This is a genomic window from Pseudomonas sp. 14A, from assembly GCF_018132745.1.
GTDB lineage: Bacteria > Pseudomonadota > Gammaproteobacteria > Pseudomonadales > Pseudomonadaceae > Aquipseudomonas > Aquipseudomonas mercuritolerans.
On record NZ_JAGRQJ010000003.1, the window covers coordinates 392,009 to 408,454 of the forward strand.

The following is a 16,446-nucleotide window of genomic DNA, read 5'->3' on the forward strand; positions in this document are numbered from 1 at the left end:
CGACAGGCAGAACTTTCTTCTCGGGCCGGTGGTCATTTATTGTGAACACGCCCCAGGCACTGTGTTTTCGGACTATTGAGTGGAGATCGAGATGGAAAGTATCAGTCTATTGCTCGGTGAGGCTCTGAGCCCGTATCAGGTGACGCTGACCCCTCGTGGCAGCCATGGTGAATGTCTGGTGACGCTGAAGAACAGCAGCGGCGCAATTGTGGTGGAACGCGAATTCAGTCAGGCCCAGTTGAGCGACAAGCGCTTGCTGACAGACGTGGTGGACGGCCTGCACCGTGACGTCATGATCGCCGAAGGGCGGCTGAAACCCTGCGTCATCGCGGCGTTGCGCAATGCGGCTCTGGACAAGCGTCCGGCCCTGTAAAAGATGAAAAATTTTTTGTGGGAACCTTCCTGCATCCCTGTCAGTCAGACCCCATAACAGCAGGATCAAGCATTGTGCTCCGGTGCTTGTCGCTTGCTGCTACGGGTCTCGAAGCAGACCACGTTTAACCCCGAGTCGTCTCCCCACTTCTCGGGGTTTCTTTTTGCCCGGGATTTGCTCAATGCGCGGCTTGCAGCTCGAAGAAAGCCCGGGCATCGGCCAGATAGCCCGCTCTTCTTGCTGGATCAAGCCATTGCGCATAAAGCTCATTGAAATGTTCGCGCGGCAGGCTGCGCAGCAGCTGATTGATCTCGCCGATGGCTTGGCGCCCTTGTTCGGTGCCGGAGCAGGCAATGTAGCCCGAGAGATATTTCTCGCTGCCCCGGATCGGATAAAACTGCAGTTCTTCTTCGTCAATCTGTGCGTGCCGGGCCTGATAGCGGATTTCCGGCCAATAGCCGAGCACCACTTGCAGCCGTCCCAGACGCTGCATCGACAACAGATTGCTCAGCGCATCGTTGCCGTAGTGCGGCGTGAGTGAGCCTTTGGGTGCCTGTTGCAGGATGTTATCGATGAACTCGCCATAACTGCGCTCGGCAACTACGCCGAGCTGCTTTGCGCCATCCCCCAGCAGCGCCGCCAGATCAACTTCGCCCGCGACCAAATAAGGGGCGAGCACGCCGCGATCCTGCTGGCGCACCACCAGCCCATTGCTCACGGCGCGAATCGCCGGGATCGAATAGGTCACCGACTGTGCGCGCGCCTTGCTCCAGAGCAGCGCGGGGTCGCAAGCCAGCGGGTTCTCCTCGAGCATCTGCCAGCCGCGAGCGCGGTTGACGCGCATCAGCGTGTGCTCGTACTGCGGCATGCCGGCGATCAACTGCGGCATCAGTTGATCGATGACACCCTGGCCTTTCTTCGGTCCTTCAAGAATCGTCATGGGCGGCAAGTCGCGCAGCAGCCAGATCAGCGTCGGTTTCGCATGGGCTATCAACGGCAGGCCAAGCACCATCAGACCGAACAACGTCCAAAGTAGAGGGGCGCGTTTGCTGCCCGATGTCTGCTGACGCTTCAGCTTAAATGGCTCCGTCTTTACGCAGCCGAGCGATTTGCTCCGCGTCGTAACCCAGACCGCCAAGCACCAGCGCATTGTGTTCGCCAAGCTGCGGTCCGACCCACTCGGACGAACCTGGAGTTTCGGAAAGTTTCGGGACGATGCCGGGCATCTTGAAGTCCTTGCCATCCGGCAGCTTGGCGTGGAGGAACATCTCCCGCGCCAGATATTGCGGATCGTTGAACATGTCCTCGGCGCTGAAGATCCGGCTCACCGGTACTTCGGCCTGATTGAGCAGGTCGAGCACAGTTTGCAGCGGCAACGAATTGACCCAGCGATCAATCACGCCATACAACTCGTCCCGGCGACTGTCGCGCCCGTCGTTACTGGCCAGCAGTGGGTCGTTGGCAAGATCTTCGCGGCCAATCACGAGCATGAAGCGTTTGAAGATCGCATCACCATTGGCGCCAATCTGCACATGCTTGCCGTCGGCGCTGGTATGGATCGAAGAAGGCGTGATGCCCGGCATGATATTGCCGCTGCGCTCACGAATGAAACCGAACACGTCGAACTCCGGCACCATGCTTTCCATCATCGCGAAAATCGCTTCATACAGGGCGACGTCGACCACTTGGCCGAGTCCGCCATTGACCTCGCGATGACGCAGCGCCATCAGCGCACCGATCACGCCCCATAGCGCGGCAATCGAATCGCCGATGGAAATCCCGGTACGCACCGGTGGCCGATCTTCAAAACCGGTGATGTACCGCAGACCGCCCATGGACTCGCCGACCGCACCGAAACCTGGCTGGTCTTTCATCGGCCCGGTCTGACCGAAACCGGAGAGGCGCACCATCACCAGTTTCGGATTCAGTGCATGCAACGTTTCCCAGCTCAGACCGAGTTTTTCCAGCACTCCGGGGCGGAAGTTTTCAATGAGGATGTCGGCTTCACCGAGCAGTTGTTTCAGGATCGCCAAACCGTCGGGGTGTTTGAGGTTCAGGGTCAGCGACTTCTTGTTGCGCGCCTGGACGAACCACCACAACGAGGTGCCTTCGTACAACTTGCGCCACTTGCGCAGGGGATCGCCGCCGTCCGGCGACTCGATCTTGATCACTTCAGCGCCAAACTCGCCACAAATGCGCGAGGCGAACGGCCCGGCGATCAGCGTACCCAATTCAATGACTTTCAGACCCGAGAGCGGTTTGCTGGTGAACGGCATGCGAAATCCTGTGGGACAAGGCTGAGCGGATACAGGGTTTTAACATAGCCGGCTGTCAGACGCCGCAGCTTGATCGCCATCAATTCGATGATTGCCGGTGGCATCGGTTAGACTTGCCGACTTTCCTCGTATCAAGAAGCCCGTTCATGGCCCAGCCGTCCACTACCTACAAATTCGAACTGAACCTCACCGACCTCGACCGCAGCGTGTACGAGAGCGTCAAGCAGACCATTGCCCGTCATCCTTCGGAGACCGAAGAGCGCATGACCGTGCGGCTGCTGGCCTACGCGCTCTGGTACAACGAGCAGCTGTCGTTCGGCCGTGGTCTGTCAGACGTGGATGAACCGGCCTTGTGGGAAAAGAGCCTGGACGACCGTGTCCTGCACTGGATCGAAGTCGGCCAGCCGGATGCCGATCGCCTGACCTGGTGCTCGCGTCGCACCGAACGCACCAGCCTGCTGGCCTACGGCAGCCTGCGAGTCTGGGAAACCAAGGTGATCCCGGCGATCAAGAACCTGAAAAACGTCAACATCGCAGCCGTTCCGCAGGAAGTGCTGGAAACCCTGGCCAAGGACATGCCGCGCGTCATCAAGTGGGACGTGATGATCAGCGAAGGCACGATCTTCGTCACCGATGATCGCGGTCAGCACGAAGTCCAGTTGCAATGGCTGCAAGGTGAGCGCGGCTGAGGTCGCATCACCGCTGATATTTCCCACGAATCAAAGAGAAGCCTCCGTCGCCCCATGCGTATCGAACCTCGTCAACTGCCTGCCACGCTGCCTTTCCTCGGTGATCTGCCGCCACTGCTGACCCGCCTGTATGCGGCGCGGGGCGTGCAATCTGAAGCGGAGCTGGACAAAAGTCTGGCGCGCCTGATCCCGTTTCACCAGCTCAAAGGCATTGATGCGGCGGTCGACCTGCTGGTGACGGCATTGGAGCAACGCCAGCGCATTCTGATCGTCGGCGACTTCGATGCGGACGGCGCCACCGCCAGCACGGTCGGTGTGCTCGGCCTGCGCCTGCTGGGCGCGGCGCATGTCGATTATCTGGTGCCGAACCGTTTCGAATACGGCTATGGCCTGACGCCGGAAATCGTCGAAGTCGCGCTGACCCGCGAACCGCAACTATTGATCACCGTCGACAATGGTATTTCCAGCGTCGAAGGCGTCGCGGCGGCCAAGCGCGCCGGACTGAAAGTGTTGATCACCGACCACCACTTGCCCGGCGATGAACTGCCGCAGGCCGATGCGCTGGTCAATCCGAACCAGCCGGGCTGCGAATTTCCAAGCAAGGCGCTGGCCGGTGTCGGGGTGATTTTTTATGTGTTGATGGCCTTGCGCGCGCGTCTGCGCAGCCTCGGCTGGTACGAAAGCAAGCCGCAACCGAACATCGGCGAACTGCTCGATCTGGTAGCGCTGGGCAGCGTCGCCGACGTGGTGCCGCTGGATGCCAACAACCGCATCCTTGTGCATCAAGGGCTGGAGCGGATTCGTGCCGGCCGGGCACGGCCGGGGATCAAGGCGATTCTCGAAGTCGCCAAGCGAGAGGCTGCGCGGATCACTTCCACCGACCTGGGTTTTATCGTCGGCCCTCGCCTGAACGCCGCCGGACGTCTGGACGACATGAGCCTGGGCATCGAATGCCTGCTCACCGCCGACGCCAATTTGGCGCGGGAAATGGCTGCGCAACTGGACGGCATGAACCAGGATCGCAAATCCATCGAGCAGGGCATGCAGCGTGAAGCGCTGGCGCAGCTCAAGGATCTGCCGGTCGATTCGATGCCGTTCGGTCTTTGCCTGTTCGATCCGGAGTGGCACCAGGGTGTGATCGGCATTCTCGCTTCGCGCATGAAAGAGCGCTATTTCCGCCCGACCATTGCTTTCGCCGATGCCGGTGATGGTCTGCTCAAGGGCTCCGGTCGCTCGGTGCAGGGCTTCCATATTCGCGATGCGCTGAGCGTGGTCGCGGCGCAGCATCCGAACCTGATCGCCAAGTACGGTGGCCACGCGATGGCCGCTGGTCTGACCTTGCCGCAGGAGAATTTTCCGTTGTTCGCCGAGGCTTTCGACGCTGAAGTGCGTAGGCAACTTCGCGAAGAAGACCTCACCGGGCGCATGTTGTCGGACGGCACGCTGGCCGTCGAAGAATTCCACCTCGAACTGGCCCGCGCCTTGCGCCACGCCGGGCCATGGGGTCAGCACTTTCCGGAGCCGCTGTTTCATGGCGTGTTCCAGTTGGTCGAGCAGCGTGTGGTTGGCGAACGGCATTTGAAAGTGGTGCTGAAAAGCGAATGCGGTGCGGTGAAGCTCGATGGCATCGCGTTTGGCGTTGATCGCGATGTATGGCCGAACCCGACGATCCAGTGGGTTGAACTGGCTTACAAGCTCGACGTTAACGAGTTTCGTGGCAACGAGACTGTGCAGTTGATGATTGCTCATATCGAACCGCGTTAAGCCATTCGCGAGCAGGCTCGCTCCCACAGGTACGGTGCTGCCTTGTGGGAGCGAGCCTGCTCGCGAAAGCGTCCTTTCACACACTGAATTACTCTGAACCCTCCGTCATCTCCGGTTGTCGACTAGGCTCTAAGCACTGCTTGATTGGCCTTGTGACGTCTTGTCGAATTCTTGCCCGCGGGGGCGGGTGCTGCATCCTTTTTCTGTCACTCGTCGACTTTTCAAACAGAACCCTGGAGCCTGCCCACTGATTCGAGAGGTGCCCCATGAGTCTGCTGCTTGAACCCTTTACCCTGCGCCAACTGACCCTGCCCAACCGCATCGCCGTGTCGCCGATGTGCCAGTACTCCAGCGTCGATGGCCTGGCCAACGACTGGCATCTGGTGCACCTGGGCAGCCGCGCGGTGGGCGGTGCCGGTCTGGTTTTCACCGAAGCCACGGCGGTTACCGCCGACGGGCGCATCACCGCCGAAGACCTTGGACTGTGGAACGACGAACAGATCGAACCGCTGCAACGCATCACTCGCTTCATCACCGCCCAGGGTGCGGTCGCTGGTATTCAACTGGCCCACGCCGGGCGCAAGGCCAGCACCCACCGGCCGTGGATCGGCAAGCATGGCAGCGTCAAACCCGAGGATGGCGGCTGGACCCCGGTCGGGCCATCGCCGATTGCTTTCGATCCGCAGCACACCCAGCCGAAACAGCTCGATGAAGGGCAGATCGCCGACGTGATCCAGGCCTTCGTCGACGCGGCCAAACGCGCGCTGGCGGCCGGGTTCAGTGTGGTTGAAGTGCATGCCGCGCACGGTTATCTGCTGCATCAGTTTCTCTCGCCACTGAGCAATCAACGCCGCGATCAGTACGGTGGTTCGTTTGAAAATCGCATCCGTCTGGTACTGCAAGTCACCGAAGCGGTGAGGGCGGTGTGGCCGGAGGAATTACCGGTGTTTGTCCGCGTCTCGGCGACTGATTGGGTCGAAGACGGCTGGAATCCGGATGAGACGGTGGAACTGGCGCGGCGTCTGCACGCTCTGGGCGCGGATCTGATCGATGTGTCGTCGGGCGGGACTGCGGCCAACGCGGAGATTCCGGTCGGGCCGGGATATCAGACGCGCTTCGCCGAGCGGGTACGCAAAGAGTCAGGCATCGCCACGGGCACTGTCGGCATGATTACCGAGCCTGCACAGGCCGAGCACATTCTGCGCACCTGTCAGGCCGATATCATTTTCCTCGCCCGCGAACTGCTGCGCGATCCCTACTGGCCGCTGCACGCCGACGATGATCTGGGCGGGCGCAAAGCAGTGTGGCCGGCGCAGTATCAACGCGCGACTCATCGCGATCAGCCCATTCATGAGTCGGATTTGCGTGATTGATTGAAGGCTGGAAAGCAAAAGCCCCGAGCCGGTGATGGTCGGGGCTTTTCTATTCGCAGAAGTTTGCGTTGTCCAGGCGGGCCTCTTCGCGAGCAGGCTCGCTCCCACAATAGGAATGCGGACCCGTGTGGGAGCGAGCCTGCTCGCGAATGACGCCAGAACAGCCGCCTTAGAACCTCAAGGGTATTTACGCTTATCCGGCGCCGGCGGGAAGTATTGGTACAACCAGGTCTCGCTCAACGTGCGGTCATTGGTGCGAATGAACAGGCGCAGTTCCACCGGCTCGACGCTGTCATTGGTCGGGTACCAATCGAACAGGATCCGATAACCCTTGATGTCATCCAGCACCAGCACGCTGAAGTCCTGCACCTTGCCGTTGGAACAGGTAATCACCGGCTCGATCCCGGTGCCCTGTGGCAGGCGCTCAAGGCCGCCACCGGTGAAGTCCACGGCAAAGCGCCGCGCCCAGACTGGCGGGTAATGCTCACCCGGCGCCCAACCCTCGGTGAAGCCGCCCATGCCCGAACGCGTTGCGTGGACCCGTGCCAGTGGCGTGCCGACCGGTGGCAGGGCGCTCCAGTACAGCTTGTACCCGTAGTTCAGCGAATCACCGGCAGCCACGGGTTTCTTCGGCGTCCAGAAGGCAACGATGTTATCCAGCGTCTCGCCGGTCGTGGGAATTTCCAGCAGATCGATAGAGCCTTCGCCCCACGCGGTTGTCGGTTCTACCCACAGGCTCGGGCGCTTGCTGTACCAGTCGACAGTGTCCTGATAGTTGGCGAATTCGTGGTCGGTCTGCACCAGGCCGAAACCCTTCGGGTCCTTGTCGGCAAATGCGTTGAATTGCAGCTTTGCCGGGTTGTTTAACGGACGGCAGACCCACTCGCCATTGCCGCGCCACATGGCCAGACGGTCAGAGTCGTGGATCTGCGGGTGGATGGTGTCGCACATGCGCCGTTCGTGGGTGCCGCAGCTGAACATGCTGGTCATCGGCGCCACGCCCAGTTGTTCGATGGTGGTACGCGCGTTGATGTGCGCGTCGATTTCCATCACCACGCGCTCGGCTTGGCAGTCGATGTCGAAGCGATAGGCGCCAGTGGCGCTCGGCGAGTCGAGCAGGGCGTAGACCACAAAACGTGTGGCGTTCTTGTCCGGCGTCTCGAACCAGAACTTGGTGAAGTCGGGAAATTCTTCGCGCTTCTTTGCGTACGTGTCGATGGCCAGGCCGCGCGCGGAGAGGCCATATTGGCCAGTGGCGTCGACCGCACGGAAATAGCTGGCGCCGAGGAACGACACTACGTCATGGCGATCCAGCTCCGGCGCCTTGAACAACTTGAAGCCGGCAAAACCCAGGTCGCCCTTGAGCTGCTGGGTGTCGACCGAAGTGTTCTCGTAGTTGAATAGCGCCGGGCGGAAGTGCACTTCGCGCGCCATGCGTGTTTTCGGATCAACGCTGTACATGCGCACCGGTTGACGGAAACCCATGCCGACGTGGAAGAACTGTACGTCCAGCTGGCCTTTGTTTTCCTTCCACAGGGAATGCTCGCCGTCGTAGCGGATCGCGTTGAAATTCTGCGGAGTCATGGTCGCCAGGGTCGGCGGCAACACCTGTTTCGTATCCTGATAGGCATTGCCGGCGAGCTGCTTGGCCTGACGCTTCAGCGATTCGAAATCGAAGGCCTGAGCCTCGCCATCGGCGGCGCCACCATTGGCCGCCCAGGCGCGAGCGGCCAACAGGCCCGACGCGGAAAGACCGGTATAGGCCGCAATGGCCATGGACGCTTTGAGCAAATTCCTGCGGTGCATAAATACAACCTGTCGTGTGCAATCCCGCGCCGTTCCTGGCACGTATCGGATCGGAAATTACGGTTCGGTCATGCCTTCGGCCAAACGCAACGGACTATAAACAGATGCCCGCTAGCTTAATCGGTTCGATTGTCGGGCAAAAAGGCTTGTTTGCGTTGCGTCATCTGGCAATGAAACAAGACATGTCTGTAATTTTTCTGACAGGGCTATCTGATTTAGAGGGCATATCTGCTTTTTTCGATTAATTACTCTAAAAACCACTTTTCAACGCCGATTTAATTCCTATTCTATGAGCAAGACCGGATACAAGCCTTCGTGCCGGCGGGGCACACGACGCTGCTCGAAGAGGCAGGGCGATGTGAGGTTCAGCAGTTTCTTGACTCAATAGAGAAGGACATCGTCCATGGCAAAAATACAGGGCATCACCGAAATGTTGGGCATCTTCCCTTGCTTGGGCGGCGGGCGCAGAAGACGCCGTCTCAATTCCGAGGAATTGAAGCTGGTGGAACGTTATCGAGAGCTATCGGAAAGCGACCGGATCGCCATGCGCTATCTGGTGGATGCGATGCGGAGTGTTTCGCGGTTTTAACACTGAAGCAGGCACCCTGAAAGCGATTTGGCTTACACGGTGGACAGATAAATCAACCTTACCTGTGGCGAGGGAGTTTGCTCCCTTGCCACAGTTTTTTAGCAGCAACTGGATGATGCTGTAGGAAATGAGAGTTTTTCAGGAAGGTCGTATCTGTAGGAAATGCCTGTTTTTGTGCAGGCATCAGCGTGACCACCCCTAGCCGGTGTTTTTTCCGTTATTTGTTTGATCTTACGCGTCGCTGCAGATGCCCGGCCCTTGGTTTCAGGGCTAAAGAGATTGTTACGAATAACGGAGAATTCAATGAAGGTGTCTCTCAAGCAGATCAATGGCCCTTGGGATCAGGGCTGGGTGCTGGACAAACACATGGTAAGTAGTACCTTTCTCGGCAACGATGATCGCGGACACGCATGTTTCGATAATCAGCGTACCGAGATCGGTGAGGCGACCTACCGGCTCAAGTACCAGAAGGATTGGAACCAGGTCGGCCCACTTGCTCAAGCGGTAGCGACAAACGTGTTCCCAAAACTGGATCAGGTAGGTTTCGTAGTGCCTATGCCAGCTTCGAATATTCGTCAGCGCCAACCGGTAACCGAGGTCGCATTGGCGTTGGGACGAATCATCGGGCGACCGGTTTTCTCGGATTTGCTCCGAAAGGCGGCTACGGGGAAATCGTTGAAGGATCTGCATTCCAAAGCAGACAAGGTTGCAGCGATTGGAAACAGTTTTAGCGTCAATGACGAAATCACTACTGACGGGCGCTGGAATGTTTTGGTGGTAGATGATTTGTTTGATAGCGGCGCGTCGATGGACGCGGCCTGCGCCGTTTTACGTAAATATCCAAAGGTCGGAAAGATTTACGTAGCGGCACTTACCTGGAAATGAACTCAATGACCACTGTATTTATTGCTGGCTCTATCAACATCAAGAACCTTGATCCAAAGGTTAAAGAGCGCATCAATAATATCGTTGCGTCTGATTTTGAGGTGGTGGTGGGTGATGCGGGTGGCGCTGATAGCTCCATTCAGGAGTACCTGCTGAGTCTCGAAGCTTCCAGAACAACGGTGTTCTGCAGCGGCTCGGTGCCCAGGAATAACCTTGGGCAGTGGCCCGCCAGGCCCGTGGCCTCAAAACATACCAAAGGATCAAGAGCCTTTTTCACCGAAAAAGACGTGGTCATGGCCGAAGCGGCTGACTATGGCTTGATGATCTGGGATGCAAAGAGTACCGGTACGCTCAGCAATGTGATCGAACTGTTATCCAGAAAAAAGAAGTCGCTTGTATTCGTCAACAAGGAAAAGCAATTCAAAGTGGTTGGAGATGTCAGCCAGCTCGAGGAGTTGATTGCAGTCATGTCCGATCACGCCAGGCAAAAAGCCAATGAAAAAATCAGGCTGTTCGATCGTATATCCTTGCTGAAACACGATCAGGCAGAGCTTTTGTTTTGATGATGCTTTCCGGGGGGTGATGGCCCCTGAACTTGTTCATGCGGGCCCAGGAAAGTGGTGCATTGAGCCGGTTTCCGTTCTGGAGCCGAGGTGACACTTTCGCGAGCAGGCTCGCTCCCACAGGAAATAGAGATCAAATGTGGGGGCGAGCCTGCTCGCGAAGGTTCTGGATCCTAGTGCTTGAACATCACATGCCGAACCGTGGTGTAGTCCTCCAGCCCGAACATGGACATGTCCTTGCCGTAGCCGGACAGTTTCTGGCCGCCATGGGGCATTTCGCTGACGAGCATGAAGTGCGTATTCACCCATGTGCAGCCGTACTGCAAGCGCGCCGACAGACGATGCGCGCGTCCCACATCGGAGGTCCACACGGATGACGCCAGGCCGTAGTCCGAATCGTTGGCCCACTCCAGCGCCTGTGCTTCATCGGTAAATTTCGTCACTGAGACCACCGGCCCGAATACTTCACGGCGGACGATTTCGTCATCCTGCTGCGCGTCGGCCAATACGGTTGGTTCGAAGAAGAAACCATCGCCGTCGACCGATTTGCCGCCGGTGATCAGGCGAATGTGCGGTTGTGCCACGGCGCGTTCGACGAACCCGGCAACACGGTCGCGATGTTGCGCGGTGATCAATGGGCCGAGTTCGGTCGACGGATCGTCCTGCAAGCCGTACTTGATGCTGCTGACCGCCGCGCCGAGCTTCTCGACGAACGTGTCGTAGATGCCTTGCTGCGCGTAGATCCGGCATGCAGCGGTGCAATCCTGACCGGCGTTGTAGAAGCCGAAGGTACGTATACCTTCTACTGCCGCGTCGATATCGGCATCGTCAAAGATGATTACCGGCGCCTTGCCGCCCAGTTCCATGTGCATGCGTTTGACGCTATCGGCGGTGCTGGAAATGATGTTGGCGCCCGTGGCGATCGATCCGGTCAGGGAAACCATGCGCACTTTCGGATGGTTCACCAGTGGACTGCCGACCGTAGGACCGCGACCGAATACCAGATTGAGCACGCCGGCCGGGAAGATTTCCGACGCCAGTTCGGCCAGACGCAACGCGGTCAGCGGAGTTTGTTCCGATGGTTTGAGCACCACGGTATTACCGGCAGCCAACGCCGGAGCAATTTTCCAGGCGACCATCATCAGAGGGTAGTTCCACGGTGCGATCGAGGCGATCACGCCGACCGGATCGCGACGGATCATCGAGGTGTGGCCGGGCAAGTATTCGCCAGCGGCCGAACCGCCCATGCAACGACTGGCGCCGGCGAAGAAGCGGAACACGTCGGCAATCGCCGGAATCTCGTCGTTGAGCGCGGCGCTGTAAGGTTTGCCGCAGTTGTCGGATTCCAGCTTCGCCAGTTCCTCGCCGTGGGCTTCGATGGCATCGGCGAGTTTGAGCAGCAGCAGCGAGCGGTCTTTCGGCGCGGTTTGTGACCACTCGGCGAAGGCCTTGTCGGCGGCACGCACGGCGGCATCGACCTGGGCTTCGCTGGCTTCGTTGATCTCCACCAGTGTTTCGCCCCGCGCAGGATTGAGCACCGGTTGCGCCGGGCCTTCGCCGTCGATCAGTTGGCCGTTGATCAAGAGTCTGGTTTGCATTTCATTGCCCTCGCTAACACTTTTGTTTTTCTGTCGAAACCGAATCCACCTGTAGGAGCCGCCGAAGGCTGCGATCTTTTGATGTTGCTTTGAAGATCAAGATCAAAAGATCGCAGCCTTCGGCAGCTCCTACGGGGATCTGGTTTCTTCAGTCATTTGGTTATTTCCCGCCACTCCCAGCCACACTCTCGCCCCCGCGCGTCAGGTAATACGCGCCGAGAATCGGCACCATTGTCACGATCATTACCAGCATTGCGACAACGTTGGTCACCGGCACATCCCGTGGGCGACTGAGCTGATTAAGCAGCCACAACGGCAACGTGCGTTCATGCCCGGCGGTGAATGTGGTGACGATGATTTCATCGAACGACAACGCAAACGCCAGCATGCCGCCCGCGAGTAACGCCGAGCCGAGGTTCGGCAGGACGATGTAGCGGAAGGTCTGCCAGCCGTCGGCGCCGAGATCCATCGACGCTTCGATCAGACTGTGTGAAGTGCGGCGCAGGCGGGCGATAACGTTGTTGTAGACGATCACCACGCAGAACGTCGCGTGGCCGACGATGATGGTGAACATCCCCGGCTCGATGCCCAGCGACTTGAACGTCGCCAGCAAGGCGATCCCGGTGATGATCCCCGGCAACGCGATCGGCAAAATCAGCATCAGCGATATGCCTTGCTTGCCGAAGAAATCGCGCCGGTATAACGCGGCCGACGCGAGTGTGCCGAGCACCATGGCGATCAACGTGGCGATGGCTGCGATCTGCAATGACAGCTTGATCGCCTCCAGCACGTCCGGCCGGGAAAACGCCACGCTGAACCAGTGCAGCGTGAAGCCCTTCGGCGGAAAACTGAAGGCCGCGTCTTCGGTGTTGAAGGCGTAGAGGAAGATGATCAGGATCGGGAAGTGCAGAAACACCAGCCCGCCCCAGGCTGCGATGCGCAAACCTATAGAAGCACGCCCTTGGGATGAGGAGTCAGAGCGCATCGAAAGCCCCCAGACGTTTGACGATGGCCAGGTAAACCGCAATCAGCACGATCGGCACCAGCGTAAACGCCGCCGCCATTGGCATATTGCCGATTGCTCCTTGCTGCGCGTATACCATGCTGCCAACGAAGTAGCCCGGCGGGCCGATCAATTGCGGCACGATGAAGTCGCCCAGGGTCAGCGAAAAAGTGAAGATCGAACCCGCTGCAATCCCCGGAATCGACAAAGGCAAGATCACTTGCATAAAGGTCTGACGCGGCTTGGCGCCCAAGTCGGCAGACGCCTGCAACAGCGACGGCGGCAAGCGCTCCAGCGAGGCCTGGATCGGCAGGATCATGAACGGCAGCCAGATATAGACGAACACCATGAACCGCCCCAGATGCGAGGTCGACAGTGTGCTGCCGCCGACACCGGGAATCCCCAGAACCCACTGCAACAGCGGCTCCAGCCCCAGGTGCTGAACGAACCATTGCGCCACGCCGCCCTTGGCCAGCAGCAGCGTCCACGCGTAAGCCTTGACGATGTAACTGGCCCACATCGGCAACATCACCGCGATGTAGAAAAACGCCTTGGTCTTGCCCGTGGTATAGCGCGCCATGTAGTAGGCGATCGGGAATGCAACGATGGCGCTGGCGATCGAGACGACGATCGCCATGCTCAGCGTGCGCAGGATGATGTCGAAGTTCGACGGCTGGAACAGCGCGGCAAAATTGGCCAGCGTCAGGTCCGGCGTGACTGCCATGGTGAAGTCGTCGAAGGTGTAGAAACCCTGCCACAGCAGCATCAGCAACGAGCCGAGATAGATCGCGCCGAACCACAGCAGCGGCGGCACCAGCAGCATCGACAGGTATAGGTTGGGCCTGTGGTAGAGCAGGTTGGAAAACCTGCGCAGCGGTGGCGACGAATTCATCGCGAGCGTGCTCATGTCACACCTCGCTCGCCACGTTGTCATGCAGTTCAACCATCGCTTCCCGTGCCCAGCGCGCACTCACTCGCTGCCCGGTCTGATGTTGCGCGCTGCTGTCGAGCCATTGATTGTTGGCGTGGCTGATGCTCAGGTTCTGGCCGTTTTCGAGCTTCAGTTCATAACGCGTGGCGCTGCCCTGATACTGGATGTCGTGGAGCAGGCCGCTGACTTCGATTTCATCACTGGCGAGCGGGCCATCGGCGAAACGCACGTGTTCCGGACGGATCGAAAACGCTTGCGAATGACCGCTGATTTGCCGCGCCAGATCGCCTCGGATCACGTTCGACGTGCCGACGAATTCAGCGACGAAAGTGGTGGTCGGCTTCATGTACAGATTGCGCGGCGTGTCGACCTGTTCGATGCGGCCGTTGTTGAACACGGCGACGCGATCGGACATCGACAGCGCTTCGGTCTGATCATGGGTGACGAAAATGAAAGTGATGCCGAGCTGGCGTTGCAGCTTCTTCAGTTCGCTTTGCATCTGTTCGCGCAGTTTCAGATCCAGCGCGCCGAGCGGCTCATCGAGCAATAGCACACGCGGGCGATTGACCAGAGCGCGGGCGAGGGCGACGCGCTGACGCTGACCACCGGACAACTGCACCGGTTTGCGCGCGCCGTAACCACCGAGGGCGACCATGTCCAGGGCTTCTTCGGCACGTTTGTGACGTTCAGCCTTACCGACGCCTTTGACCTTCAAACCGTAGGCGACGTTATCAAGCACGTTCATGTGCGGGAACAGCGCGTAGTCCTGAAACACTGTGTTGACGTCACGTTGATATGGCGGCAAACCGGCCGCTTCGGCGCCGTGGATGCGGATCGATCCGGCGCTCGGTTGCTCAAAACCGGCAATCAGGCGCAGGCAAGTGGTTTTGCCCGAACCCGAGGGGCCGAGCATGGAAAAGAACTCGCCGTCCTCGATATCGATGGAAACCCGGTCAACGGCCTTCACCTCACCGAACTGCCGGGACACGTTGGTGAACTGGACTGCAAGTGGCATGGTGTGTTGCTCCCCAAAAGGCGAGGGCTGTCGCGCCTGCTCGGCCTTACTGCTGGAAAACCTGAATCTTAAGAGCTTCGCGAGCAGGCTCGCTCTCACAGGAGGAATACAATCCAATGTGGGAGCGAGCCTGCTCGCGAAGAGGGTTTAACGGCCGCCCATGATCGCAATGTAATCCTGCGTCCAGCGGCTATACGGCACGAACTTGCCGCCCTCAGCCTGCGGGGTCTTCCAGAAAGCGATCTTGTCGAACTGATCAAAACCATTGGTCTTGCAGCCCTCAGCACCGAGCAACTCGCTTTCCTTGCACGCTGCTGGCACCGCCGGCAACGAACCAAACCACGCCGCCACATCACCCTGGACCTTGGGCTTCAGCGACCAGTCCATCCACTTGTACGCGCAGTTCGGATGCTTGGCCTCAGTGTGCAGCATGGTGGTGTCGGCCCAGCCGGTGGCGCCTTCTTTGGGGATAGTCGAGGCGATCGGCTGCTTCTCGTTGATCAGGCCGTTGACCTGATACGGCCAGGCGCTCGATGCGACCACACCTTCGTTTTTGAAATCGCTCATCTGCACCGTGGTGTCGTGCCAGTAGCGGTGAATCAGCGGCTGCTGCGCGCGCAACAGATCGAGCACGGCTTTGTACTGCGCTTCGGTGAGCTGATACGGATCGTCGATGCCCAGCTCCGGCCTGGCGGTCTTCAGATACAAGGCTGCGTCGGCGATATAGATCGGTCCGTCATAAGCCTGCACACGACCCTTGTTCGGCTTGCCGTCGGGAAAATTCTGCGCGTCGAACAGCACGCTCCAACTGGTCGGCGGCGTCTTGAACACATTGGTGTTGTACATCAACACGTTCGGCCCCCATTGATACGGTGTGCCGTAAGTCTGGCTGTTGACCACGTACCACGGCGCATCCTTGAGGCGCGGGTCGAGGGTGTTCCAGCTCGGGATCAACGCGGTATTGATCGGTTGCACACGCTTGCCGGCGATCAAGCGCAGCGACGCATCACCGGACGCAGTGACCAGGTCATACCCGCCCTTGGCCATCAGGCTGACCATTTCATCGGAGGTCGCCGCTGTCTTGACGTTGACCTTGCAGCCGGTTTCCTTCTCGAAACCGCTGACCCAGTCGTAGGCCTTGTCGCTCTCGCCACGTTCGATGTAACCCGGCCACGCCACGATATCCAGCTGACCTTCGCCAGCGCCGACAGCCTTCAACGGCTCGGCGGCCTGCAAACTGGCGCTGGCCAGCAGCGCCGTGGTGATTGCACTGAGCAGTGCGGTCTTGTGCACGAACATGGTTGATCCCTCTTTTTCATATTATGGTCGGGGCAGTTGTGAACGCGGTGCAGCATGCCGTTGGCGGCTTGTTATCAGCGTAGTCAGAAGGCCGAAGCGGGGCGGGCGATCTCGATTACGGCGGCGGATATTGTTTCGCCCGGCTGAAGTGTAGATGGGTTTTCCCAAGGTCAGCTGCGCACTTCAATCCAGAGCGCGAGCAACATCTGGAAGCACACTCGCGGGGCGGGTTGGGGCACTTTCGAACTAGGCTGAGGGCCTTAGATCCGGATAACCCTTGTA

15 protein-coding genes are annotated in these 16,446 nt (G+C 59.1%); 7 read left to right on the forward strand and 8 right to left on the reverse strand.

The window, feature by feature from the left end:
* Window positions 1-91: 91 nt before the first annotated feature.
* The gene (locus PS14A_RS04395; protein ID WP_130912392.1) at window positions 92-373 is read left to right on the forward strand and encodes a DUF3509 domain-containing protein; all 282 of its coding nucleotides are present in this window, start codon (window positions 92-94) and stop codon (window positions 371-373) included.
* A gap of 178 nt (window positions 374-551) precedes the next feature.
* Here PS14A_RS04395 and PS14A_RS04400 read toward each other — a convergent pair whose 3' ends face one another.
* Together PS14A_RS04400 and PS14A_RS04405 are read right to left on the reverse strand one after the other, a co-directional pair.
* On the reverse strand, window positions 552-1,523 hold the full coding sequence (locus PS14A_RS04400) for a TIGR02285 family protein (RefSeq protein ID WP_212615390.1): 972 nt from the start codon (window positions 1,521-1,523) through the stop codon (window positions 552-554).
* The gene (locus tag PS14A_RS04405; RefSeq protein WP_212615391.1) at window positions 1,450-2,649 is read right to left on the reverse strand and encodes a CaiB/BaiF CoA-transferase family protein; all 1,200 of its coding nucleotides are present in this window, start codon (window positions 2,647-2,649) and stop codon (window positions 1,450-1,452) included. Before PS14A_RS04405 ends, PS14A_RS04400 begins: the two co-directional genes overlap by 74 nt.
* 146 nt (window positions 2,650-2,795) lie before the next feature.
* Here PS14A_RS04405 and PS14A_RS04410 point away from each other — a divergent pair, with 146 nt between their 5' ends.
* From PS14A_RS04410 to PS14A_RS04420, 3 genes are all read left to right on the forward strand, one after another.
* A complete protein-coding gene (locus PS14A_RS04410) occupies window positions 2,796-3,338 on the forward strand; it encodes a YaeQ family protein (protein ID WP_007908961.1) in 543 nt (180 codons plus the stop codon).
* A 54-nt stretch (window positions 3,339-3,392) separates the two neighbouring features.
* Window positions 3,393-5,102 (forward strand): single-stranded-DNA-specific exonuclease RecJ, encoded by a 1,710-nt coding sequence (gene recJ / locus PS14A_RS04415; protein ID WP_212615392.1) that lies wholly within the window; start codon window positions 3,393-3,395, stop codon window positions 5,100-5,102.
* A gap of 266 nt (window positions 5,103-5,368) precedes the next feature.
* Entirely contained in the window at window positions 5,369-6,475 is a 1,107-nt protein-coding gene (locus PS14A_RS04420; protein WP_212615393.1) for an NADH:flavin oxidoreductase/NADH oxidase, read from the forward strand.
* 177 nt (window positions 6,476-6,652) lie between these two features.
* Here PS14A_RS04420 and PS14A_RS04425 read toward each other — a convergent pair whose 3' ends face one another.
* Window positions 6,653-8,281, reverse strand: coding sequence for a glucan biosynthesis protein D (locus PS14A_RS04425; RefSeq protein ID WP_212615394.1), 1,629 nt, complete (start codon window positions 8,279-8,281; stop codon window positions 6,653-6,655).
* Window positions 8,282-8,684: 403 nt separating this feature from the next.
* Between PS14A_RS04425 and PS14A_RS04430 the strand changes: the two genes are divergently transcribed.
* The 3 genes from PS14A_RS04430 (at window position 8,685) to PS14A_RS04440 (ending at window position 10,318) form a co-directional block, all read left to right on the forward strand.
* Window positions 8,685-8,870: a hypothetical protein gene (locus tag PS14A_RS04430; RefSeq protein WP_016771524.1), complete on the forward strand. Its 186-nt coding sequence runs from the start codon at window positions 8,685-8,687 to the stop codon at window positions 8,868-8,870.
* Window positions 8,871-9,173: 303 nt separating this feature from the next.
* On the forward strand, window positions 9,174-9,755 hold the full coding sequence (locus tag PS14A_RS04435; RefSeq protein WP_137215227.1) for a ComF family protein: 582 nt from the start codon (window positions 9,174-9,176) through the stop codon (window positions 9,753-9,755).
* A gap of 5 nt (window positions 9,756-9,760) precedes the next feature.
* Complete coding sequence (locus PS14A_RS04440; protein ID WP_042606925.1) at window positions 9,761-10,318, forward strand: hypothetical protein; 558 nt, start codon at window positions 9,761-9,763, stop codon at window positions 10,316-10,318.
* Window positions 10,319-10,491: 173 nt separating this feature from the next.
* Here PS14A_RS04440 and PS14A_RS04445 read toward each other — a convergent pair whose 3' ends face one another.
* The 5 genes from PS14A_RS04445 to ydcS all read right to left on the reverse strand — a co-directional run bounded on the left by PS14A_RS04445 (window position 10,492) and on the right by ydcS (window position 16,164).
* Complete coding sequence (locus tag PS14A_RS04445; RefSeq protein WP_212615395.1) at window positions 10,492-11,916, reverse strand: gamma-aminobutyraldehyde dehydrogenase; 1,425 nt, start codon at window positions 11,914-11,916, stop codon at window positions 10,492-10,494.
* A 160-nt stretch (window positions 11,917-12,076) separates the two neighbouring features.
* On the reverse strand, window positions 12,077-12,901 hold the full coding sequence (locus PS14A_RS04450) for an ABC transporter permease (protein ID WP_212615396.1): 825 nt from the start codon (window positions 12,899-12,901) through the stop codon (window positions 12,077-12,079).
* On the reverse strand, window positions 12,891-13,826 hold the full coding sequence (locus PS14A_RS04455) for an ABC transporter permease (protein ID WP_212615397.1): 936 nt from the start codon (window positions 13,824-13,826) through the stop codon (window positions 12,891-12,893). Before PS14A_RS04455 ends, PS14A_RS04450 begins: the two co-directional genes overlap by 11 nt.
* Window position 13,827: 1 nt before the next feature.
* On the reverse strand, window positions 13,828-14,865 hold the full coding sequence (locus tag PS14A_RS04460) for an ABC transporter ATP-binding protein (protein WP_212615398.1): 1,038 nt from the start codon (window positions 14,863-14,865) through the stop codon (window positions 13,828-13,830).
* Window positions 14,866-15,012: 147 nt separating this feature from the next.
* Window positions 15,013-16,164, reverse strand: a complete 1,152-nt coding sequence (ydcS, locus tag PS14A_RS04465; RefSeq protein ID WP_212615399.1) for a putative ABC transporter substrate-binding protein YdcS — start codon at window positions 16,162-16,164, stop codon at window positions 15,013-15,015.
* Window positions 16,165-16,446: the final 282 nt, after the last annotated feature.

Excerpts from the sequence above, each read along its gene's own strand:
- PS14A_RS04395 (WP_130912392.1), top strand. The coding sequence starts at position 92 with ATGGAAAGTATCAGTCTATTGCTCGGTGAGGCTCTGAGCCCGTATCAG.
- PS14A_RS04400 (WP_212615390.1), bottom strand. The coding sequence starts at position 1,523 with ATGCGCTGGTGCTTGGCGGTCTGGGTTACGACGCGGAGCAAATCGCTC.
- PS14A_RS04405 (WP_212615391.1), bottom strand. The coding sequence starts at position 2,649 with ATGCCGTTCACCAGCAAACCGCTCTCGGGTCTGAAAGTCATTGAATTG.
- PS14A_RS04410 (WP_007908961.1), top strand. The coding sequence starts at position 2,796 with ATGGCCCAGCCGTCCACTACCTACAAATTCGAACTGAACCTCACCGAC.
- recJ (WP_212615392.1), top strand. The coding sequence starts at position 3,393 with ATGCGTATCGAACCTCGTCAACTGCCTGCCACGCTGCCTTTCCTCGGT.
- PS14A_RS04420 (WP_212615393.1), top strand. The coding sequence starts at position 5,369 with ATGAGTCTGCTGCTTGAACCCTTTACCCTGCGCCAACTGACCCTGCCC.
- PS14A_RS04425 (WP_212615394.1), bottom strand. The coding sequence starts at position 8,281 with ATGCACCGCAGGAATTTGCTCAAAGCGTCCATGGCCATTGCGGCCTAT.
- PS14A_RS04430 (WP_016771524.1), top strand. The coding sequence starts at position 8,685 with ATGGCAAAAATACAGGGCATCACCGAAATGTTGGGCATCTTCCCTTGC.
- PS14A_RS04435 (WP_137215227.1), top strand. The coding sequence starts at position 9,174 with ATGAAGGTGTCTCTCAAGCAGATCAATGGCCCTTGGGATCAGGGCTGG.
- PS14A_RS04440 (WP_042606925.1), top strand. The coding sequence starts at position 9,761 with ATGACCACTGTATTTATTGCTGGCTCTATCAACATCAAGAACCTTGAT.
- PS14A_RS04445 (WP_212615395.1), bottom strand. The coding sequence starts at position 11,916 with ATGCAAACCAGACTCTTGATCAACGGCCAACTGATCGACGGCGAAGGC.
- PS14A_RS04450 (WP_212615396.1), bottom strand. The coding sequence starts at position 12,901 with ATGCGCTCTGACTCCTCATCCCAAGGGCGTGCTTCTATAGGTTTGCGC.
- PS14A_RS04455 (WP_212615397.1), bottom strand. The coding sequence starts at position 13,826 with ATGAGCACGCTCGCGATGAATTCGTCGCCACCGCTGCGCAGGTTTTCC.
- PS14A_RS04460 (WP_212615398.1), bottom strand. The coding sequence starts at position 14,865 with ATGCCACTTGCAGTCCAGTTCACCAACGTGTCCCGGCAGTTCGGTGAG.
- ydcS (WP_212615399.1), bottom strand. The coding sequence starts at position 16,164 with ATGTTCGTGCACAAGACCGCACTGCTCAGTGCAATCACCACGGCGCTG.